Annotated in this window: 21 protein-coding genes; 6 read left to right on the forward strand and 15 right to left on the reverse strand. The window is 43.7% G+C overall.

Going from position 1 to position 22,525, the window contains the following annotated elements; all coding sequences use genetic code 11:
- Window positions 1–43: 43 nt before the first annotated feature.
- Window positions 44–1,894 (forward strand): acyltransferase family protein, encoded by a 1,851-nt coding sequence (locus R7190_RS13260; protein WP_186585356.1) that lies wholly within the window; start codon window positions 44–46, stop codon window positions 1,892–1,894.
- Between the two features lie 79 nt (window positions 1,895–1,973).
- On the opposite strand, the gene R7190_RS13265 is transcribed toward R7190_RS13260, so the two are convergent.
- From R7190_RS13265 to R7190_RS13280, 4 genes are all read right to left on the reverse strand, one after another.
- Complete coding sequence (locus tag R7190_RS13265) at window positions 1,974–2,444, reverse strand: RES family NAD+ phosphorylase (RefSeq protein ID WP_005376497.1); 471 nt, start codon at window positions 2,442–2,444, stop codon at window positions 1,974–1,976.
- Window position 2,445: 1 nt separating this feature from the next.
- Window positions 2,446–2,898 (reverse strand): antitoxin Xre/MbcA/ParS toxin-binding domain-containing protein, encoded by a 453-nt coding sequence (locus tag R7190_RS13270; RefSeq protein WP_017820987.1) that lies wholly within the window; start codon window positions 2,896–2,898, stop codon window positions 2,446–2,448.
- 153 nt (window positions 2,899–3,051) lie between these two features.
- A complete protein-coding gene (katG, locus tag R7190_RS13275) occupies window positions 3,052–5,226 on the reverse strand; it encodes a catalase/peroxidase HPI (protein WP_017820988.1) in 2,175 nt (724 codons plus the stop codon).
- 186 nt (window positions 5,227–5,412) lie between these two features.
- The gene (locus R7190_RS13280; RefSeq protein ID WP_186585358.1) at window positions 5,413–6,954 is read right to left on the reverse strand and encodes a glutamate synthase-related protein; all 1,542 of its coding nucleotides are present in this window, start codon (window positions 6,952–6,954) and stop codon (window positions 5,413–5,415) included.
- Between the two features lie 156 nt (window positions 6,955–7,110).
- On the opposite strand from R7190_RS13280, the gene R7190_RS13285 reads away from it, so the two are divergent.
- The gene (locus R7190_RS13285; protein ID WP_005376501.1) at window positions 7,111–7,590 is read left to right on the forward strand and encodes an aminoacyl-tRNA deacylase; all 480 of its coding nucleotides are present in this window, start codon (window positions 7,111–7,113) and stop codon (window positions 7,588–7,590) included.
- 175 nt (window positions 7,591–7,765) lie between these two features.
- Here R7190_RS13285 and R7190_RS13290 read toward each other — a convergent pair whose 3' ends face one another.
- The 3 genes from R7190_RS13290 to R7190_RS13300 all read right to left on the reverse strand — a co-directional run bounded on the left by R7190_RS13290 (window position 7,766) and on the right by R7190_RS13300 (window position 10,439).
- The gene (locus tag R7190_RS13290) at window positions 7,766–9,178 is read right to left on the reverse strand and encodes a coniferyl aldehyde dehydrogenase (protein ID WP_017820990.1); all 1,413 of its coding nucleotides are present in this window, start codon (window positions 9,176–9,178) and stop codon (window positions 7,766–7,768) included.
- A 125-nt stretch (window positions 9,179–9,303) separates the two neighbouring features.
- Window positions 9,304–9,876: a GNAT family N-acetyltransferase gene (locus R7190_RS13295; protein ID WP_047101443.1), complete on the reverse strand. Its 573-nt coding sequence runs from the start codon at window positions 9,874–9,876 to the stop codon at window positions 9,304–9,306.
- 104 nt (window positions 9,877–9,980) lie between these two features.
- Window positions 9,981–10,439 (reverse strand): NUDIX hydrolase, encoded by a 459-nt coding sequence (locus R7190_RS13300; RefSeq protein WP_186585360.1) that lies wholly within the window; start codon window positions 10,437–10,439, stop codon window positions 9,981–9,983.
- Window positions 10,440–10,608: 169 nt separating this feature from the next.
- Here R7190_RS13300 and R7190_RS13305 point away from each other — a divergent pair, with 169 nt between their 5' ends.
- The gene (locus R7190_RS13305; RefSeq protein WP_005376505.1) at window positions 10,609–11,514 is read left to right on the forward strand and encodes a DMT family transporter; all 906 of its coding nucleotides are present in this window, start codon (window positions 10,609–10,611) and stop codon (window positions 11,512–11,514) included.
- A 79-nt stretch (window positions 11,515–11,593) separates the two neighbouring features.
- Here R7190_RS13305 and R7190_RS13310 read toward each other — a convergent pair whose 3' ends face one another.
- Window positions 11,594–11,908: a DMT family transporter gene (locus R7190_RS13310; protein ID WP_005376506.1), complete on the reverse strand. Its 315-nt coding sequence runs from the start codon at window positions 11,906–11,908 to the stop codon at window positions 11,594–11,596.
- A 394-nt stretch (window positions 11,909–12,302) separates the two neighbouring features.
- On the opposite strand from R7190_RS13310, the gene R7190_RS13315 reads away from it, so the two are divergent.
- Window positions 12,303–13,667: an endonuclease/exonuclease/phosphatase family protein gene (locus R7190_RS13315; protein WP_047101437.1), complete on the forward strand. Its 1,365-nt coding sequence runs from the start codon at window positions 12,303–12,305 to the stop codon at window positions 13,665–13,667.
- Between the two features lie 284 nt (window positions 13,668–13,951).
- Here the strand turns inward: R7190_RS13315 and R7190_RS13320 are convergent, their stop codons facing one another.
- The 4 genes from R7190_RS13320 to R7190_RS13335 all read right to left on the reverse strand — a co-directional run bounded on the left by R7190_RS13320 (window position 13,952) and on the right by R7190_RS13335 (window position 16,806).
- The gene (locus R7190_RS13320) at window positions 13,952–14,485 is read right to left on the reverse strand and encodes a hypothetical protein (protein WP_047101435.1); all 534 of its coding nucleotides are present in this window, start codon (window positions 14,483–14,485) and stop codon (window positions 13,952–13,954) included.
- Window positions 14,479–14,865 carry an MAPEG family protein gene (locus R7190_RS13325; protein ID WP_047101434.1) on the reverse strand — a complete coding sequence of 129 codons (387 nt, stop codon included), beginning with the start codon at window positions 14,863–14,865 and terminating at the stop codon, window positions 14,479–14,481. The genes R7190_RS13320 and R7190_RS13325 overlap by 7 nt, the downstream gene beginning before the upstream one ends.
- 209 nt (window positions 14,866–15,074) lie before the next feature.
- On the reverse strand, window positions 15,075–15,980 hold the full coding sequence (gene rarD, locus R7190_RS13330; protein ID WP_025767839.1) for an EamA family transporter RarD: 906 nt from the start codon (window positions 15,978–15,980) through the stop codon (window positions 15,075–15,077).
- Between the two features lie 103 nt (window positions 15,981–16,083).
- Window positions 16,084–16,806 carry a sulfite exporter TauE/SafE family protein gene (locus R7190_RS13335; protein ID WP_047101431.1) on the reverse strand — a complete coding sequence of 241 codons (723 nt, stop codon included), beginning with the start codon at window positions 16,804–16,806 and terminating at the stop codon, window positions 16,084–16,086.
- A 444-nt stretch (window positions 16,807–17,250) separates the two neighbouring features.
- Here R7190_RS13335 and R7190_RS13340 point away from each other — a divergent pair, with 444 nt between their 5' ends.
- Window positions 17,251–17,787 (forward strand): prepilin-type N-terminal cleavage/methylation domain-containing protein, encoded by a 537-nt coding sequence (locus tag R7190_RS13340; RefSeq protein ID WP_053307631.1) that lies wholly within the window; start codon window positions 17,251–17,253, stop codon window positions 17,785–17,787.
- Window positions 17,788–17,836: 49 nt separating this feature from the next.
- Here R7190_RS13340 and R7190_RS13345 read toward each other — a convergent pair whose 3' ends face one another.
- A complete protein-coding gene (locus tag R7190_RS13345; protein ID WP_025998672.1) occupies window positions 17,837–18,817 on the reverse strand; it encodes a chemotaxis protein in 981 nt (326 codons plus the stop codon).
- A gap of 684 nt (window positions 18,818–19,501) precedes the next feature.
- Between R7190_RS13345 and R7190_RS13350 the strand changes: the two genes are divergently transcribed.
- Window positions 19,502–20,110, forward strand: coding sequence for a response regulator transcription factor (locus R7190_RS13350; protein ID WP_017821556.1), 609 nt, complete (start codon window positions 19,502–19,504; stop codon window positions 20,108–20,110).
- Here the strand turns inward: R7190_RS13350 and R7190_RS13355 are convergent.
- A complete protein-coding gene (locus tag R7190_RS13355) occupies window positions 20,107–20,994 on the reverse strand; it encodes a LysR family transcriptional regulator (RefSeq protein ID WP_025767842.1) in 888 nt (295 codons plus the stop codon). The genes R7190_RS13350 and R7190_RS13355 overlap by 4 nt on opposite strands.
- 157 nt (window positions 20,995–21,151) lie before the next feature.
- Window positions 21,152–22,522 (reverse strand): GGDEF domain-containing protein, encoded by a 1,371-nt coding sequence (locus tag R7190_RS13360; RefSeq protein WP_005376517.1) that lies wholly within the window; start codon window positions 22,520–22,522, stop codon window positions 21,152–21,154.
- Window positions 22,523–22,525: the final 3 nt, after the last annotated feature.

Here is a 22,525-nt window from a genome sequence, read left to right on the forward strand (position 1 = left end):
ATTTTGCTCTACTTCATTAAACGGAATGTTGGAGCAACACTATATGACTTACAGAGCAGAAGTAGACGGATTAAGGGCGATTGCTGTCACGTTGGTGATTTTGTTTCATGCAGGAGTTGAGCAATTCGCTGGTGGCTTTATTGGCGTCGACGTGTTCTTTGTGATCAGCGGCTATTTGATCACTGCCATCGTGATTAACGACTTAGAAAACCAGAAGTTCAGCCTTGGTGATTTTTATGAGCGACGCATTCGTCGCATACTCCCCCTCTTACTGGTGGTCATCGCCGTCAGCTATTTGATGTCTTGGTGGCTATTTTTGCCGCAAGCACACAAAGACGTTGGTCAGTTCGCAGTGTCTTCTATTCTTTCTTCATCCAACATTCTTCTGTATCTAAAAGGCCACAATTACTTCGGTTTAGAAGATCAAGCCAACCCGCTGTTCCACACATGGAGCTTGGGCGTTGAAGAACAATACTACATTGTCATTCCTTTGCTACTCATGCTACTCGCTCGTGGCAAAAACGCGTTTTACTTGACTTTTTTCATCGTGGTATTTGCGCTGAGTTTGATGACTATTGTCTACGCGAGCAACGATCCTGATTTCGCTTTTTACATGATCTTCTCTCGCGCTTGGGAGCTGGCAACCGGTTCATTACTCGCATTAGTGATGAGAAAAGTCCAAGTTCAATCTAACGATACTCTAGCAACCATTGGCATCGTTTTGATATTGGCTTCCGCGCTTTTGTTTGAAAAATCGCAAGATGGCGCGGGCATTACGCTGCTGGTGCCGGTCATCGGTAGCGCGTTGGTGATTTTGTTTGCCTCTAAAGACAATGTCTGCGGTAGATTACTGAGCCTAAAGTGGGTCGTGTTCGTCGGCTTAATCAGCTACAGCTTATACTTGTGGCACATTCCATTATTTGTCTTTTACCGCTACGTGTTGGACACAACACAAGACGTCAATATCCCGCTTTACGTTATCGCTCTTTTTGTACTGTCTTACTTCACTTGGCGCTTTATTGAAAAGCCGTTCCGTAGCCGAAAAGCCATGAGCATGCGCACTGTGTCCGCGGTTATTGTGTTGTTGACGTTGCCCTTGCTAACGCTCGGCGTTATCGGTCATCAAAACGGTGGTTTTCCAGAAAGAAGCGCATTTTTCGAGGCCATGCGCGTTAACAACGGTTATGGTTTAGATTGCAACGGCAACACCAACGTTAACGATGTGTGCTCGTCTGCGCCGCAGCCCGCCATCGCTGTGTTAGGCAATAGTCACAGCATGGTTTACGTGAAGCGTCTATCTGAAGTAACACCAACTGGCGTGGTGCAACTTACTCAAGATTCCTGTGCGGTCGGTTATGTCGACATCCTAGAAGCTGCTGGCTCAATTTCTTGCCGACAGTTCTTCAATGAGGCTGTCGATACCATTCTAAGTACCCCTTCCATTCGTCGCGTTGTTATCTCTTCTAATTTCAATAAAGAGCTTTCACAAGCCGATTATGAAGCATCATTAACCAAATTATTGAATGAACTGAAAGGAAAGGAAGTGGTCGTTCTCGGTCCAACCCCTTCTGCACCGTTTGCGGTAGGAGAATGCCTTTGGAAAGCGCGTTTGTTTGGCGAGACAGAAGAGTCTGCCTGTGACTTTTCTCCCAAACAACATCACCCTCAAAACGTGGCGAAGTTAGTGAACTACTTTGAGCAATTTGAGCACGTTGAGTTTGTCGACTTGACCGATGCCATTTGCAGAAATGGCGTATGTCGAATGAGAGTTGGAGCAAACAATGCGATGTATACGGATGACAGCCATTTATCTTACAAAGGTGCTGAGTTGGTGCTTGGGCATTACCTCAACACTACAAATGAAGCGCAACAGTTCACTTACGACCGACAATAACCAAGGAAATAAACTTTTATGCTTCAGCGCTTATCTCAGGTAAGCGCTGAATGCTTTAAAGCAAGACAAAGCTAGGCGTCTATTTGAAAATGCGCGGATCAAACGCGAAATCGAGCTTTTCGGCTTTCTTGATGATCTCTTTCATTTTGGGATGATTTGGATTCACCACGTAGTTTTTATCACGAGGTGAAATCGTTGAAGGCACTTGCAGCGCGGCAAACTCTGGATGAGGATCATTGAGAAACTGATCGCCAATGTACTGCGTAGACTCGCTCGCCGGTATTGCTCGCCACGTCACAGGGAGATCTTCTTCATCTAAGGTGGCGATGAGGTATTCTGGCATTTCAATACGATATAAATCGTAAAGTTTGGTGATAGCAGGATCGTTGTTTACGTGAACAAATACTTCCAACGAGCAAAGGGATTCCGATTCAGAGAAGTAGAGGGCTTCGGTTCCTTTTGAGTTCCATCGCCCTCCAAATAACTTTGCGCCAACGGGGCTGAATGGCGTGTCAGCAAATTTCTTTTGTGTGAGACGATAGAGCTTCATATTACGAGAATACCCCGTGCTCTAAACGGCCGATCAAATCTTTTACGATTTCAAAATCCACCGTGGTCGAGACCATATCAAGTGGACGTTTTCCACCTAAGCCGTACACATTCTCTCTCATCCATTTTAACGCGCGCTCTTCGTCGTCAAACAGTTCTGTCGCGAGTTTCAATAACATCGCTAATCGATAGATTGCATCACTTTCTTGCGTATTGAAGCGTTCATCGTTTTTTAGACGACGCTTGATCGTGCTGACAGGTATCAATGTGACGTTTTGAAACTCACTCTGAGAAAGCTTCACACGCTCAACAATATTGCGATACACCTTTGGCTCAAAGCCTTTGTGAACCGCATCAGTGCGACCTGTTTCAGCGTCTTCAATACCCAACATAAACCAGAAATTGGCTTTATGAGGTTGTTTCGGTTTGAAGCTTTTTAATGCTGCAGTTGCCATATCAAGCTCCTATGGTTCATATGGTCCAGTTATTATGGTTCAAATGAGCTTAACTTTCAATCAAAGTAAAAAGATAGGTAAAGAAAAAGGCGAGCTTTTCGCCCGCCTCTCTTACTTATTCATCAACCCATCTACTGACGGGCATCGTTTCACTTATTGCAAGTCAAAACGATCCGCGTTCATGACTTTCGTCCATGCGGCGATGAAGTCATGGATGAATTTTTCCTGATTATCATCTTGCGCATACACTTCCGCATACGAACGCAGGATCGAGTTTGAACCAAAGACAAGGTCCACTCGAGTAGCCGTCCACTTAACAGCGTCGGTTTTACGATCACGGATTTCATATTGATTAGCACTCACTGGTTTCCACGTATATGCCATGTCAGTAAGGTTCACGAAGAAATCATTCGACAAAGTGCCTACTCGGTCAGTAAATACGCCCTCTTTTCCACCGCCGTAGTTACTGCCTAGAACGCGCATACCACCGATAAGTACCGTCATTTCTGGCGCAGTTAGCCCCATAAGCTGAGCACGATCTAATAAAAGCTCTTCTGGCTTAACCGCGTAGTCTTTCTTCAACCAATTTCGGAAACCGTCAGCAACAGGCTCAAGTACTTCGAACGATTCCACATCCGTCATCTCTTGGGTGGCATCACCTCGGCCTGGCGCGAATGGTACGGAAACATCATGACCTGCGGCACGCGCAGCCAGTTCAATACCTACGTTACCAGCAAGCACGATAGCATCTGCAACACTACAGCCCTCTTCTGCTGCTATTTTTTCTAACACCGCAAGAACACGTCTTAGACGTTCAGGTTCGTTCCCTTGCCAATCTTTTTGCGGAGCCAAGCGAATTCTCGCGCCATTTGCACCGCCTCGGCGGTCAGAGCCACGGTAAGTACGCGCACTATCCCACGCCGTACTTACTAACTCACTAATGGATAGGCCACTTGCTTCGATTTTTGTTTTTACTAAATCAACATCGTAGTCTGTCTTACCTGCGGGCGTTGGGTCTTGCCAAATAAGATCTTCGCTTGGCACATCAGGGCCGAAATAACATGATTTTGGTCCTAGATCGCGGTGTGTCAACTTAAACCAGGCACGAGCAAAAACGTCATCAAAGTACGCAGGGTCATTTTGGAACTTTTCTGCAATCTTACGATATTCAGGGTCCATTTTGAGCGCCATATCGGCGTCGGTCATGATTGGATTGTAGCGCTTAGAACCGTCTTCAACATCGACAGGCTTGTCTTGTTCTTCAATGTCGATTGGCTCCCATTGCCATGCGCCAGCTGGGCTCTTTTTCAGTTCCCAGTCATACTTAAATAGTAGGTGGAAGTATCCGTAGTCCCATTGTGTAGGGTGCGTTGTCCAAGCACCTTCAATGCCACTCGTTACCGTGTCACGGCCAATACCACGTGTTTTGTGGTTAATCCAGCCAAGACCTTGCTCATGAACGTCTGCTGCTTCGGGCTCTGGGCCAAGGTTTGCGGCATCACCATTACCATGACACTTACCCACCGTGTGACCACCAGCTGTGAGCGCGACGGTTTCTTCATCGTTCATTGCCATTCGCGCAAAGGTCACTCGCATGTCATGTGCTGTTTTGAGAGGATCTGGGTTACCGTCTACCCCTTCAGGGTTCACATAGATAAGACCCATCATTACCGCAGCAAGCGGGTTTTCTAAATCTCGCTCACCAGAGTAGCGGCTGTTATCAGCGTCACTTGTGGCTAACCATTCTTGCTCAGAGCCCCAGTAAGTGTCTTTTTCTGGGTGCCAGATGTCCTCTCGTCCAAACGCAAAGCCAAAGGTCTTAAAGCCCATGGATTCGTACGCCATGTTACCGGCAAGGACAATCAGGTCTGCCCAACTTAGTTTGTTGCCATATTTTTTCTTGATTGGCCATAAAAGGCGTCGAGCCTTATCCAGGTTGGCGTTATCTGGCCAAGAGTTGAGAGGAGCAAAGCGTTGGTTGCCTGTAGCAGCACCGCCACGGCCATCCGCAATACGATAACTGCCCGCTGCATGCCATGCCATTCGGATCATTAAACCACCGTAGTGTCCCCAGTCGGCAGGCCACCAGTCTTGGCTATCAGTCATTAAATCTTTTAAATCTTTTTTAAGTGCTTCGACATCTAGCTTTTTCAGTTCTTCTTTGTAATTAAAGTCCTGACCAAATGGGTTGGTTTTGGAGTCGTGTTGATGCAGGATGTCTAAGTTCAAGGCATTCGGCCACCAATCCATCACCGACTTATCTGTAGATGTTTGCCCACCATGCATAACTGGACATTTACCTACCGAACCGCCGTTTGCTTTGCTCATATAATGCTCCTTCGTGTCGTGGTTGTGGTAACCACTCTTTGTTATTCAATAAATCGAATATCCACCTCAAACAGCGTAGTTCATACACTGTTTTTTTAGTTAACGCCAAGTCAAAATTTCAAACATTTCAGCGAATAAATAATTGTTATCAAACATGTACCTATATGTAGAAAATATGGATAGAGATCAGTTTAAGTCCATACCTGAATACTTAATCCCAGACAGCCTCGCCATGTTGTGATCCCAGGTCGCTAAATCATGATGACTAAATTCACTCAGAGCGTGATGACCACAAGCCCTCGCCATGACTTTCATGAGCTCGACCGAGGATTCAAAGAAATTTTTCAGTTGCTGGGATGACTTTTCAACGTCGAGACGCTGCCTCAAATCGGCATTTTGTGTCGCAATGCCTGCAGGGCAATTATTGGTGTTGCAGATGCGAGCCGCGACACAACCGATCGATTGCATCGCACTGTTTGCTATCGCTACTCCGTCTGCTCCAAGTGCCAACGCTTTGACAAAATCCGTAGGAACTCGCAACCCACCAGTGACGATTAATGTGACGCTGTCACTTAAACCTTTTTCATCTAAGTACTTACGTGCACGAGCTAATGCAGGGATGGTGGGCACACTAATATGATCACGGAACATAGTTGGCGCCGCACCCGTGCCACCACCGCGACCGTCTAAGATGATGTAATCAGCCCCAGCATCAAGCGCAAACTGAATGTCTTGCTCAATATGGTTGGCACTGAGTTTAAATCCAATTGGAATGCCGCCTGTGATGCCACGAACTCTGTCAGCAAACTTTCTGAAATCGTGAGTAGTGTGAAGATCTTTGAACGTTGGTGGTGATATCGCTGGTTGTCCCTCGGGGATGCCTCTCACCTGAGAGATCTTACCTACATTTTTATTTGCAGGCAGATGACCACCCGTGCCCGTTTTTGCTCCTTGCCCACCTTTAAAGTGAAACGCCTGAACATTAAGAAGCTTAGATTCGTCGTAGCCAAATTGAGCACTAGCAAGCTCATAGAAATACCGTGAATTAGCGGCTTGTTCTTCCGGTAACATGCCACCCTCACCAGAGCAAATCCCAGTCCCTGCCAACTCTGCACCTTTTGCTAGTGCAATTTTCGCCTCTTCAGAAAGTGCGCCAAAACTCATGTCCGACACCAACAAAGAAATGGCGAGTCTGAGCGGCTTACGCGCGTTTGGTCCCACAATCAACTCGGTAGACACAGGAACGTCTTCCAACAACGGTTGTGTCGCCATTTGCGCCATCATGATTTGTATAGCATCCCAATGTGGTAGCAAATGCCTAGGAACCCCCATTGCAGCCATCGGACCATGATGACCGAGTTTAGAGAGTCCTTCTCTCGCTAATTGGTGGATAAACTCGAGGGTTGGTTCTTCTTGAGTAGCAGACGCCGTTGGTTTGTCTCTTTTCTCTCGCTTTTGTTCCGGTCCCTCTTTACCGACTTGCTCTGCGGTAAATCGCTTGTGTGTACCATCACAAAAAGGAGCATTGGCGGTATGCTTACATTGGCAGAGATAGGCATCTTCGTCTTTTTCCGCACTAAAGCTCATTGGCTTTAAGCCGGTTCCCGAATGAGCCCCATCGCAGTAAGGTTGATTTTTAGAACGCCCACATCGGCAGAAGTAATATTCTTGCCCAGCTTTCAACTCTACTTTGATCGGCTTGTTATCAGCGATGATTGGCTTGCTCATGTTGCCCCCTATTTATTATTGTTAACCATGCTTTCTCGCTGGCTTGCAATAAGCGTAGAACAGGAGCGTAAAGAGCGTCAGTGTCGCCGAGTAAAATGCGCGATTGTCGCCCGACTAACCTATACTTTTTATGGGTCTCATACACGTGGAGGCTATATGACGATTGCAACCCGATTAGATGAATATTTGACTGAGCATAACATTCACTTTCAAACCGTGAATCACAGCCACAGTCATAGCTCGCTACAAAGTGGTGTTGCAGCAGGTGTGCCTTTAATGAATATCGCAAAAGGTGTGATTCTAGAGGATCATGAAGGGCGTCATATGATGGCGGTCTTACCTGCCAACAACAAAATCAGTTTGTCGCGATTAAACGACGAATTTAATGCCACCTTCCACTTGGTGAAAGAGCGTATGGTTTACCGACTCTTCACCGATTGTGAACACGGCGCTATTCCACCGATTGGTAGCCCTTACCACATGTCGACAGTTTGCGATGAAAGACTAGCAAACTTGGAACATGTCTACCTTGAAGCTGGCGATCATGAAACTCTGATTAAGCTGGACCGAAAGGCGTTTAAAGAACTGATGAACGACTGTAGATATCTAAGATTCAGCAGTGAAGTTCTGCATTAAACTTGCCAAGATCTCTCGACACTTCCTGAACAAGGCTCTTTCAACAAGAGCCTTTCTTTGTTTTGTTGGTAGCACGCGATGGAAGTTTCTCGGACTTTGGTGCCCAGCGTTTCAGAGCATATAGAAACAAAAAACCGCCTATTCGGGCGGTTTTTTATCAATCAAATCATAATTATTATCGAACAAAGATCTTTTGGATCGCTTTTATCGCCATAGCCCTACGGCGCATTAATACGCTCGTTCTTGGCAACCATTTCGGTGTGTGAAGAATGGTTTTCGCATGACTAAAAGTTCTGAATCCTTCCTCTCCGTGATAATGCCCAATACCCGATTCACCAACGCCACCAAAAGGCGCATCTTCAGCGCCAACATGTAAAACCGTATCATTAACGCCGACGCCACCACTGTGGGTGTTGCGTACAATATGTTTGATGGTCGATTTGTCGTCCGACATAACATACAGCGCAAGTGGTCTTTGGTGCTGATTAATGTAGTCAATCGCTTCATCAACGGCATTGTAGGGCTTAACAGGTAGAAATGGCCCGAAGATCTCCTCTTGCATGATTCGCATATTCGGCGACACATCCGTGACCAAATGAGGATACAGAAGTCGTTCCTCTTGGGGCGACGCTTCAACAGTGTGAAGGTTAGCACCTTGCGCTTTTGCATCCTCAAGTAGCGCAGTCAAACGATCATATTGTCGTTGGTTGACAATATGGGTCAGCTTTTGATTCTTGTTGGATTTTAAATAGAGCTTTTCAAAACGTTTTAAGAATAGCGAAATGAATTCTTCGACACGTTCTTGCGGTACAAATGCGTAGTCAGGCGCGACACAAATCTGGCCTGCATTAATGCATTTACCAAACAAGATAGCATCAACGGCTTTCTTCATGTCTGCATCTTTTGCAATGATCACCGGGGACTTTCCACCCAACTCTAACGTCACCGGGGTAAGGTTTTCCGCTGCCGCTTTTGCCACTGCGCGGCCAACACTCGTAGAACCCGTGAACAAAAGGTGATCGAATGGCAGTTGGCTGAATGCTTGTGCGACGTCTGCTTCACCCTCAAAAACTTCGACATACTCAGACAACCCACGGCAAATATCGACGATGACTTTATTGGTTTTTGGCGTAAATTCGCTGAGCTTCATCATCACGCGGTTACCAGCAGCCAATGCTGTCACTAAAGGCGCAAGGCTCAAAATCACAGGAAAGTTCCACGGTGAAATGATCCCGACGACACCTAACGGTTGATACTGAACGGTGACTTTAGAAGGTGCGAGCAATAAGCCGGATTCGCGCTTGCTGGGTTTGCACCATTTTTTTAGTCGTTTGAGGGTATAATTAATATGCGAGACCGTTGGCAAAACGTCGGTCATGGCGGTATCAAATTCTGAGCGATAGCCAAAATCGTCACTTAACGCTTCAACCAAAGCTTGTTTGTTCTCAAGCAGCGATTTTTTTAACAAAACGAGGCGCTGTTTACGTTCATCCAAACTAGGATAAGGCTCGGCTGCATATGCCGCTTTTAAGCGTTCGAGGCTTTGCTGTAACAAGTTATCTACTTCAACCTCTGTGATTGCGTTCATGATGCTTCTCCTAGCCTAGTTTCTGCCAATGACGCCCCAAGTTAACACGAGCGCAACAATGTTACTATTGTAGCGCTCGTGAAGTTAGAGTTCGAACTCTGATTAAAATATTTCTGGGGTGGATACTACATCAAACGTAGTTCATAAATGCCTAGTCGTTGAGAGCGGTCAAGCATATCGAACTCATGATCAACGTATTCTTTTAATGTGGCGCCTGCACGCTCAGCAATATTGATGCTAGCGATGTTATCTTCCATACAATGGAACTGAATGAATTGTGCGTGCCCTTTCTGCTTCAAAAAAGGGATCAATACTGCGAGCACTTGATCAATCACACGATGGCCTCGCCCATTGTTGGCAAGCCAGTAGCCAATTTCAGTAACACGCGTATGTGAATCCACACCTTTAATGCCAATAACACCCGTAAGCTGCTCATCAAAATAAATTGCACACCAGTGGGAATCCAGCGCGTTACTGTTCACTCGCTGGGAAATGTAGTTAACGGCCTCTCTATGATTCGTGACAGAATCCGTCCAAGGTAGATAGCCCTCAAGGCTCTCTCGGTGAGTGTTCACAACCTCTAGTAAAGCGGACGCGTGTTTCGTGTTGAGGGGCTCAATTGAGACCCTTTGCGAGACGGAAAAACGCTTCTGTAAGTGATTTCCTTGATACGTCTCTTGGCATGTGACTTCATCCATAGATGTTATTCCTTTTTATTGTGAACGCTCAGCGCAAATCCTAACGCTTCATTTTATGAGAACAAACCTCTCTATAAAAACTAATCAAAGCCGTTGCCGTTCATTTAGCCCTTTTGATCGATCAGCGTAAATGGCGTTAGTGATGCCACATCTACATAATGTTTCCATACATGTTCATATAGGTGATGCTGATTGGCAAACGGAGCCAGCTGCTTAGCTTCTTCAAGCGTACACCAGCGATACTCTGTATGCTCTTCGTTAAGAACAACTGATTGGTTAGGCGGACAAAGTAGCACAAAACATGGGATAACCATGATACGGTTATTTTTTGCTTCGTAGAACTGCTCTAGAAAGTCTGCTGTATGTAACTCAACTTGGTCAATTAGTGTCTCTTCTTTTAACTCTCTTAAAATGGTTTGCCACCCGGCTTCACCCTCTTCGATACCACCTGCAACATGGCACCAATAGCCACCTTTTACGCGTTTGAGTAACAACATTTTTTCTATGCCATCAATTTTTGAAATGACAACGCCTGAAACATGCGTTGCTTTTATCGGGATCATGTAAGCTCCTTAAATATCGAGTTTTTATTGTTACGCTGAAGAGAGGCAGATTAATTGCTACGTATTCTACTGTTTATTCATCTTGTCGACAGAAGTGTTTGAGTTGAGAGGATTTAATCGCTAACTAAGTATGCTAAAGTGAGATCTGTCGCAACAAATGAGCAGTAAAATGTCCAATTCATTCAACACTATGATTCCCATCGGTGTGCGCTTTATGGTGCTTTCCGCGTTCGGCTTTGCTCTGATGTCGGCTACAGTAAAGCACGTCGGCAACTACGGTATCCCCGTTTTTGAAATCGTTGCAGCAAGAGCGCTCGTTTCACTTATCATTAGTTATTTCGATGTAAAGCGAAAACGAATTTCTGTATGGGGCAATAATAAGCCATTACTATTTGCACGCGGTGCTGTGGGTACGATGGCTCTGATGTGTGTATATTATTCAGTGACCACCTTACCTTTGGCAGAAGCGACGATATTCCAATATATTCATCCGGTATTTACTGCACTACTCGCCGTATTTTTCTTGAAAGAGCGCATCCAGCCGTCAACTTTCCTTTGTATTGCGTTGTGCTTACTCGGCATCTATATCATGGTAAGCCCAGAAACTGGGCAAGGCTCAGATAGCGCTTTACCAATGTTTAGCGTCATGATTGCGATCTTAGGCGCATTTGGTAGCTCAATTGCCTACGTCATTGTCAGAAAACTGAGTCAGACAGAAGACAGCTCAGTGATCATTTTCTATTTCCCGTTGGTTGCTCTCCCCGCTTCACTCTTACTGATTGGCGACGATTTTGTAATGCCCGATTTATATCTGACTTTCATGTTGGTTCTAGTTGGTGTCTTTACCCAAATTGGACAATTGGGGTTAACCAAAGCGATGCAAACTCAACAAGCGGGTAAAGCCTCCGCTTATTCGTATATCCAGATCGTATTTTCTGTGTTGTTGGGCATCATTTTCTTTGGCGAGGTTCCGATCATTTGGACGTACGTCGGTGGCGGTCTGATTGTTACAGGCGCATTAATTAATGCGTTTGGTCATCACTTACGGTTACCTTTTATTAAGCGCAACGCTTGATATACCTCGCCAGAACCGTAAACACGACATTTAGAAAAACAGCCAGAGTGACTCTGGCTGTTTTGTGTTTAGCCTAACGTTAAGCTGATATTTTTAACCCTGCGATACCAGCGACAATCATTAGCAAGCTTAAGGCTTTGATAAGTGTTGCTGGCTCATTGAACAGATAAATACTCACGACTGCCGTGCCTATTGCGCCAATCCCTACCCATACTCCATAAGCAATGCCTAAAGGCAAGGTTCTTAACGCAATGCCAAGCAACCAAAAGCTCAATAACATAAAGACAATAGTGAATGCCGAAGCACCGAATTTGGTAAACCCTTGTGAATATTTAAGACCGACAGCCCATGCGATTTCACACAAGCCCGCAATGAAGAGAATTCCCCAAGCCATGTCACATTTCCCAACGAGATGGGGTCGTCCCCGAGAAAAGATAGAGCGGTGAGGTCGTCCTCACTTCTGATTGACTGCTTATTATATACGGAAATCTAAACATAAAAAATAAAACACGTCGATAAGCATACAACTCAAACATCTCATGCACGCTTAAATTCTACGCTTTTCTTTTTAACGGTGGCGGACTCTCTATTTCGCATCAATAACGACACCGTTTTTTAACAATTTACATATAACCTTCTGGTGTTGAAAGTGTTGCATTTATTGCACAAATCACACAAAAACTAATTGAACATGTAAATATGAAAACGTTTGTGTGACTAATATCGCTTAAAACAATGACTGATGACTTTAATATTCAGCCGAATTAATTATAAGGTATGACGTACCCATGAAAGCAATCAAAACCTCTATCGCTGTCCTTGTTGGCGCCGCTCTACTATCTGGATGTAATGACGATACTGAATACGTCAATGTCCAGCCTAAAGAAGTAAAAATAGCGACTTACAACCTCTCTTTTGACCGCGCTACCTTCGAAACTTTGGTAGATGAAATGCAAATTGAACCAACGCAGCAAGCTGCGTTGGTCACCTCTTATTTAGACGGTTCAATCGCAGCCGAAGACAAAACCACTGCGGAAAAAGTCATTCAAATTCGTAACGTTGCAGCAATCATTCAAAAGAATCGTCCTGATGTTCTCATGATGGCGGAATACAACAACGATGGAACAGGTGAAAGCAAAGCAGCCATTGAAGGATTCCAGAAGAACTACTTGTCTGTCGCGCAAAGTATCGATGGCGCGGGCGGTGAAGCAAACCTTGAGCCTATTGAATACCCTTATGCTGAATCTTATTCAACCAATACAGGGTTATTGAGTGAGTTTGATCTCGACAACAACGGAACCGCAGGTCAAATGCCAGGTGATGCATGGGGCTTTGGCATGTACCATGGTCAATATGCATTTGCCCTTATGTCTAAGTATAAAATTGACACGGCAAACACACGTACATTCCAAGCATTTAAATGGAAAGATATGGAAGGTGCGAAAATTCCAACCATTACTATCTGTGACGGTTCGCAAAAGATTCCAGACGGCATGAAGTGTGGTGATGAATGGTACTCAGCGGAAGAATGGGATCAAGTGCGTCTATCTTCGAAAAATCACGTCGACGCGCCAATCATCATTCCAACTCGCAATGGCGAAGAAGTTGTACACTTGTTGATGTCTCATCCTACTCCACCAGTATTCGACACCGGTAAAAACAAAGCGCAAAACGCAGCAGAAGTGGAGTTTTGGCATCATTACATTCAAGGCAAAGACTATTTTTACGACGATGCGGGTAAAACAGGTGGCTTAACGAACGGCACTAAATTCGTAATGATGGGTGATCAAAACCTTGATCCAGTGGCTGGTGACGGTATTAGCTCTGTAATGCAAGAGCTGCACAACGATCCATTGGTTAATCAAACCGTGATGAATGGTGAGCTTTACCCAACAAGCTTTGGTGCAGCTGAACACGCTGTTGACCGCAGTTCAACTCACCCATATCCGAATCGCATCACTTCAACGTTTGGCTTAGGGGTAGACTATGCCTTGCCTTCAGCAAATTTGAATGTAATAGACTCTGGTGTGTACTGGTCAGCGTCTTATGAAGAAGGCCGTAAACTATTTAACGATGCACGTATCGGTAAGTATGGTGATGGTAAGGATGTATCTTCCGACCATCGCATGATCTGGATTAAAGCACAGTTCTAGACTGCATAAAAAAAAGCCAACCACAAGGAGTCGTGATTGGCTGTATATATTTGTGAACAAGATGGTTCACTAACAACGTCAGTTGGCTAGGTGACCCTCGGCTTAGAAAGGGTCACTCATACTAAAGCATGAGGCGTGCCAACTTTTCAGCGCACAAAAACAGGTTGTTATTTAATCACTTTCATTAAAACTTAACCAATAGCTACTGTTTGCTCACAGAATAAATTGCAATTTGCAAACTACCATTGGCATTTCGCAATAAACCTGATCTTTAGCTCTTGCTTTTATTGCTTCCTAGCTAAGTCGCGTGCAAGGATTAACGCAAGTCCGAATACTTGCAAGAAGAGTCCGATATTCTTGTACCAAGCGATCTTTTCATCCTGCTTTGCCATTACCTCATTGAGCTCTACATTCTCAATGTAGTAATTATCGATGCGGTCTCTATACGAAGCTTGTGCCTGATTTATCTTTGACATCAGTTGAGGAAGTTGATCAATTTTTATTTCATCCGACTCGTTGAGAACCCAGGAAGATAAATGCCCTGCTAATACCTCTTCTAGCTCTAAAGGTATCGCTACGCTCTGACTTATGTGCACATGCAGCAGTAAAGCTTCTCTTTTTCTTTCTAGGGTTTCCACACTGTTCCATGCGAGTTGGATGGAATACAAGTTTTCTGCTGTTTGCTCTGCGAGCTGCGAGTGCTGTTTACCCAACTTATCAAGGACTAAGCTAGTAACGATGATCGCGCCAATATTCAGTACTAATCCAATCAGAACGAGTACCCAAGGCGATGGAATATAACGTCGCAGACTTACCATAACTTATCGTATGGCAGGTAAATCATATTTAACACAACCAATGAAAGTATCACCAGAAATGTCACCTGCATCCCTCTAATGCGCTTTTTCAAGTCTTTTTTCAATATGCCTTTAGCATGAATAACTCGACCAATTACAAAAATAACACCGATGAGATGTATCCATGTTGGGTAAGCACTATTGAATTCTAAAAGTGCCATTAAAATCAGGGTGATGGGGATATATTCTGTCGCATTACTCTGGGCACTACGAGCAATTTGTAGAGCCTCTACCCCACCATCGGCATAAGCAATTTGATTTAAGCGACGTTGCTTAATTACTTGAACAGCCAACCAAATAATGAGTATTGCGAGAATGTTGGCATACAGAGCAGTGATCATATGTCGTCCTTCTTGATCTGGTTTTCACTTATATAAGCGTGTCACTTGGCTATAACTATAGCGGTATCATTATGATAATGCGTAAAATAATCTCAAGTTATGATTTCTATTCAGGCAAAAAACGAAAGCCAATGCTTCATGACATTAAAAATGCCCTCGAATGGAGGGCATAAGAATAAAGAAGCTAATATGTGAGAATATTGAAACCACTATAAGGGGTGTTTGACCAGCTTTTTGCGCCGATGCCCTTTGATAATACTTTCAAAAATGGTGAACAACAGCCCTACCCAAATAAATGCAAAGGTCACCGCTTTCACTTCGTCAAACAACTCGCCAAAAAACATAACTGCCAACACAAACTGCAAGCTTGGCTCGATGTATTGCATTAGACCGACGGTTGATAAATTAGTTATACGTATTGCGATAGAATAAAATACAAGTGGTAAAAGTGTGATAGGTGCACTGCCAAAATACAAAAGCAATGTTTTGGTATCTGTGCCCGAAGCCAGTTCACCAGTTGCCCATTGTTTATAGAGCAAATATGCGAGTGCAACTGGAGTCAGTAACAACGCCTCAACAAACAAGGTTGTACTCCAGTCATAATTTATCTTCTTCTTGTAAAGCCCATACAAAGCAAAGAACAACCCCATCGTTAGTGCGATAACGGGCAGCTGACCATAGTGAATCACTTGATACATAACACCAATTGTTGCCAGCACGATTGCAATAAGTTTGCCTTTTGAGAGCTTATCCCCAAGAATAAATACGCCTAGTGCAACAGATACTAATGGCCCAATAAAGAAGCCTAAGCTGGCATCAATGACCCGATGATGGGTCAAAGCCCAAGTGAACGCACTCCAAGAAATACACATCAAACTGCTCGCCACAAACGTGTACCACAAGGATTTTTTATCAAGCCAGATTTCTTTCCAATTCAACCCTCGACGGGTTATCCCAAGTACAATTAGAAACCCGACAGGTACAGACCCAATGATTCGCCATGCTAGCAACTCATCCATAGAAGCATTTGGTAAATAACGATAATAAATTGGTAGCAATCCCCAGATCACAAAGGAGAATGCTGCCATAAAAGTGCCATAACGAGTGTTATTCATAAAACTATCGCCCATCTAAACGACCAAATTTGGCGTAAGTAAACAAGTCCGCCATACATAAAAAGGAATGCAATCCCGCAGTGACTTTATGATGCAGATGGCATTATTGGCTCAACGCTTGTACGACGGCGGTAAAGCCACTCACAAAACACAACACAAGTGCCCCAAACCGAATCTTTTCTTTTGGTAACGACTGGGTAGTTTTCATTGCTAGCCAGTAACCAAGCGCCGCAGCAGGTAATAGAGGAATAGTAATGACCAAATGATGCAATGTGAAGAAGCCCACTGGGATTTGTACTATTAGTGAAATAATCGAACTGAAAACAAAAAAAGCCGATAAGTTGCCGCGTAACTGATTTGCTTCTTGATGCTGCAACAATAACGCCATCGGAGGGCCTCCAATCGCAGAACTGGTACCAAACAACCCAGAAAAGAAACCAGCACATGTCATACGCGAAGGCGTAGGCTCAACCCGAAACGGTAAAACACTCACCAAGACTGCAAACAGCACCAACAAACCAATCCAAAGCGTGAGAGTTTGTGTAGATACAAAAAAGAGTAGCAAGCCACCAGCAATTGATCCCGGCACTCGCCCAATCAACGCCATCTTTAAGCCGCCGATTTCAACACTACTGCGGTGCTTCATCGCATTCATCAACGAAATAAATAACGCGACTAAACAGATTGGCGCAGGAACATATTCTGGCGCCCAAAGAATCAGTAAAGGTGCGGCAACAATAGCCAAGCCAAAACCGATTGCGGTCTGGACATAAGAGCCAAGAAATATCAAACCTATTGCAAGGAAGTTTATCGAATCGAATTCCATTTAGATTATTCTTATATTTGAAAAATAAACACAAAACCAAAGCACATTCGCATGATGAATACCTCAGGCATACTGCGATATGAATTCCGCGTAGCATTCATCAAAGTGAATAAAAAGACAATCCATTTGTGCGGTTCGCCCTCATTTGCATTTTGTATTTCATTCCGCTGATGTACATGTTTGCTTACATCGAAGAGGATTCATGCTCGCCTGTTCACGCAGCATTTCTTCAGCGGAATTAATGACCTCTTAAAATCTAGCAGAATTAGACCCGTGAATTCTCCATTGCATTTAATGGATTCAGTCAATTAGTGCGGCGTCGGTATAGCACTTTACAACTCACCTCTTTATACTACTGATCGATTTATCATTACCGTACTTATTTACACAATAAACAAGTGTACGGTCAGTGTTTTTCTACCTTTAACTTGCTGTGAAAATAATATGAAAAAACAAACGGGATTTACTCTAATAGAGTTAGTCGTAGTTATTGTCGTGCTCGGTATTCTTGCTGTCACTGCCGCGCCACGCTTTTTAAACCTTCAAAGCGATGCACGTGAAGCTCGTTTGGAAGGAATGAAAGGCGCTATTGCATCAGCATTAGGCGTAGGTTATGGGAAAATGGCGATTGCAGGGTTGGAACATTATCCATATATATCAAATAAACACACTGACGCAGGTTCAGGTAAGGGCCCAGAAAGTCTGCCTTTCTCAAGCTGTGAGTTAAATGGCTCTCTTAGCTGTACATTTAGGTACGGTTACCCAGATGCAGATGAAACAAGCTTAGCTCTATTAGTCTCGGAACTTGAGAATCAGCACGGTGATAGTGACTGGAAAATTGTTCAGACTAACAACATTAAAGTCGTCATTTCAGCAAGAGATGATAAAAATAGTAGCCTAACTCAATGCGGAATTTTATATGGGCCGCCGCAGACTCCAAACGAGAGTTACACCTTAGAGATTCTTCCCTGCCCTCAATAAAAATAAGGCTGCCAATCGGCAGCCTTATTTGTTTCATCTGATCGGTTTTTTACGCAAAGTTAAACACGTATTTATCCATCATATTCACCATGCGGCCAATCTCTGGCTTGGTAATCGTATCATTTGCGCCAAGAGATAGTGCTTTCGCTCGGTTATCCTCACTCATCAATGACGAGAACATAATGATCGGCATTTCATGAAACGCTTCGGTATCGCGTAGTCTCTTCACTAAGTGCATACCATCCATTCGAGGCATTTCTACGTCCGTAACCACCGCATCTAATAGCTCTTTAACTGGCAAGTTTTCTTCTTTCGCGACCTCGATCAAGCTCATCAACTTCTCATGCGCCTCACCACCGTCTTTACATGTGATCACATTGTAACCTGAAGAAGCTAATGTATCTTGGATCAAAGAGCGAATAAAGGCTGAGTCATCCACCACCATGATCGTTTTCGCATTACGCTTACCAACCATTCTCTGGTTGAGATCCACCGACTTGTCCCCTTTCACATCGTATTTTTCCATACTCAGTTCTGGGTTGATGTCTGCGATGATTTTTTCAAAGTCGAGAATCATGATCAGGTTGCCTTCTTTACGGACAACGGCTACTACACAATCTTGTTCGCCCGCTTCCAAAAACTGACTTGGTGATTCCACATCATTCCAAGAGATACGATGAATACGCGAAATGCTGTCAATTAAGAAGCCATTGGTCATTTTGTTGAAATCCGTAACGATTACAAACTTGCGCTCCAGATCTTGTCGTGTTGGCACACCTAACCAACCAGCTAAATCCACTAAAGGCGTCAGTACATCTCTGGATGAGAACACACCAATCATATGAGGTTGTGCGTTTGGATAATCGGTTGTTTCTGGCACGCGAATCACTTCTCGTACTTTCGCAACGTTAATGCCGTAATAACAAGTTTTTGTGCTGCCATCTGGCAATGTTTTTTCTAAATGAAACTCGATGATTTCAAGCTCATTGGTACCACTTTCTGTCAAAATGGTGCTGGTTACGTTACTCATAAAGCCAATTATCCAACCAAAAATACGCATCAGAAAAAGTTTGATGCAAACGCCATGAGAAGCCATTCTCTGGCTAAAAATCCAAAAGTCCTTTTTAGTCGTTACAACAAAATTTGTAAACCATTAAAAGGACGGCTAACGCACATTTCCATACCAAACCATGTAAAATTGTCTCATTTTTGAACACGACATTATGAGTGGCCAAAGTGCGAATTAACACCTCCACTTTTAGCGGCAGAGTCAATGAAAAGTTTAGAAATAATTTGAAGTGATGTTCAGCGTCAATAGCCAAACCTATCCAACAGATATCAGTACAAAGTTGGCTAGCGTGCTCATGCCTAGTGTAGAACAAGCTCTCTTCAAGTGGCTTGGTATAAAACTGCGCTTGCTAACACACGGGTTTAAATCGAAGCGCTAGAAACATCACAAGAAAATCTGAAGGCATAGAACACTGAAAGAACACTTTCAGTTTGTTAGTTTTCTGTCAACGTAAGTTTCAAGCAATCATCCTATCACTAGGTATTTCAATACCTGACATCGCTATTCCCATAATCAAGACACTGATTTTCACTTTTGGAAAGAGTCATTTTCCTTCCTCTTAGCAAGGTTTTTCCTACAATCCTATTCATCCAATTGCGCTGTCGCCTGACAGCACACTAGTTGATGTATTAGGTGAGGTTCACTTTGAATAATGTTCTTATTATCGACGCTCAACCATTGTATAGCGAAGCACTTGCTTCTCTAGTTGAATCTGTAATCAACGCAGCTGAAGTGATTCAAACCACTGACAGTGCGGAAGTGATGGATCTTGTTCGAGGCCAAAAGATTGATTTGATTATTTTAGACGTAGTGCTTGGCGACCGCGATGGTATGCGTTTAGCCAAAAACATTTTAGCGACGGGATATCGTGGCCGACTGTTATTTGTTTCTTCACGTGACTACTCGAGTCTTTCTAAAGCCGCGTACGAAATGGGCGCAAACGGCTTCTTAAGCAAACATGAAACAAGAGAGACCATTATTGACGCAATTGTGAGTGTTTCACGCGGTTACTCAATGTTTAAGTCGACTCACACACCATCGTCGGGTAACGTAACACTTTCAAATCGCGAAGCCATGGTGTTCCATTATCTTGTACAAGGCTACTCTAATAAGAAGATTTCTGAACAACTTTCACTCAGCGCTAAAACAATCAGCACCTACAAAACGCGTATTCTGAAAAAGTACCATGCGGACACGTTGATTGAACTTCTGCATACTATTCCTCAGTCAGAAAACATTGAGTTTTGCCGCTAAGCGCTCATGTATTTTGCAATAGCACCGATTAACAGCTGGTGCATTGCATCATGTCTTAAGCTTTGCTTCACCTGTACAACCACTTTTGGCCAGCCATCTGGGTAAAAATGCTCTGGCACTCTTATAAATTTATATCCATCAATTGGCGCCTGATATTCAAGTAGCACGGTTGCGGCGCTTTTTTGCTTAATTAGCTTCAATACGCTGCTTACGTTGTCTAGAGCCGCAATACGGTTGATGACCATACCGTGGCTTTCCATCGCACGCTTAACGAGCTGCTCTTTCTCTTTCCAACCGATAATCTCTAACATGATAAAGGGAAGTTTGGCTGCTTCTTCTAGGGTGGTAATTCCCAGCTCTTCAGGGACAACTAACACAGCAGGCGCATAGCCGATGAACTTCTGATAAACAGATTTCGGAACATCCTCGTTGAAGTAATGTAATTGCGCATCCACTTTGCCTAGGATTATCTCTTCTATCGTATACTCTGTAATCGTTGCTATCGAAATGTGCGCCTTGGGAAACAGCGCCATTAAATCCATTGCAAGTAAATGCCCAAATGAGTATTGAGCGGTTTGCGGTAAACAAATGGTGATGTCTTTTTCGTAATTTTCCGGTTCAAACTCATCTCTAATTAGACAAGTTTCAAGCTTCTCGAGTGCATCGGAAATTTTAGGTAATTGACGTTTTAAATAGTCCGTCGGTTCCATGTGGTGAGGATGCCGAATAAACAATTCATCGTTTAGCTGGAGTCGCAATCGGGCAAGGTATTTGCTAATTGACGCTTCGCTCTTCCCCATCGCTTTCGCAACGGGCTTGAGCTGACGGTGCTTATCCAGTAAGACAAGTATTTTAAGTAAGTTTAAGTCGAGATCTTTGTTCACGTGCGACACCAAATGTAAGGTCGAGAATAAATAGAGCAATCACTATTTGTTGACTGCTCTAATATAAAAGACCACTCATTCTGTTTGGTCAAATTAATCAAACAGTTATGTCATGGTTATGTTCCGTAACTTAACATTGAGTCAATACTAGCGCTGCTTAATGGGACTTTTGTCTGTGTTTTTTCATCTCATAGAGATCTTCATCTGCACGTACAATAACGTCCTGAAGCGTTTCGTGTAATTCATTCGCCGCGATACCAGTACTCACACTAACTTCGATATCCAAGGTCTTTAGTCGGTTATCTTTAACGACACTACGAAGCTTCTTCGCCAATATTGAAGATTGACTGATACTGCAACCCGGAAGAATCGCAACAAACTCATCACCACCAGTTCGAACTAGATAATCACTATTTCGAAACACTTTAGACATAGCATCAGCAATAATCCCAATAACTTCGTCCCCTACATGATGACCGTAATGGTCATTGATTCGCTTGATCCTATCGCCATCTATTGCAATGACGGAATATGGCGCGGTTTCCAAACGACGTTTGAATTCGCTATCTTGAAAAACTCTGCGGTTAAACAATCCCGTTAAATCATCTTTCGTCACGTTCGTCAGTGCTTTCGCGAGGCGAAGTTTGCTCTCTTTAGATTCATAAGCTTTGTTGTAATACGCTAAGGTTACGAAAAAGAAGATGATAAACAAGAACACGTAATCCAATACAATTTTACTGAATGGGTACATGTAAACGATAAGATTGTTGTTGTCTGCGACATATGATTGGGTGTACGCGAATGATGGAAAGGGGTAGCCAGCGAAATAAATCACCATTTGCTTGTTCCCATTCGCTATTTGAACATCCACCGCTTTCCCATCATTATAAAGCGGCGAGAGGTACAATTGTTCCGAGAACTCCCCCACTAACTCACCTTGAAAGTAAACCGGACTCATGATGCTTATCGCCATGTCATCGGAGTATGTCGTTTTAAATGGTAGGGAAAACAATACCCGGTCCGTCAGTTGCTCTTTCCACGCAGCTAACACACAAGAATAATTACTTTTACACCAATCAACATCAAATGTGGCTTTCACTCCCTCTAACGCTTCAATCGGTCTCTCTAAGATGAGTTTGTTTCCAGTATAAGAACGAAAATACATAACGGCATTTTGTCGATTGAACGCATTTGATAAATACGCTTCAGCCTGATGAAGCGATTTCCGTGCAACAGCTTCAACGTAATTAAGTTTTTCATAAGGTGACAGGGAGTAAATCGCATCTTGAAAGCTCAGCTCTGTTTGCGCTTCTACTTCACTCACGCTCATGCCTTTGTATTGCTCGAGCTGCGCTTCCGTCAATAGCCCCATGAGAATTACTTTTTGTTTTATTTTGGCTAAATTATTCGCGTAAGTGTTGAACTGCTTTACTTCATAAGAAATTAACACCGCACCAATCATTGTGACAGAAGTGACGAATAGTAATGTTGCGATGAAAAGAGACAACGCGATACTTTTAAGTGTCATGAT

The organism is Vibrio sp. 1078-1, assembly GCF_033340475.1.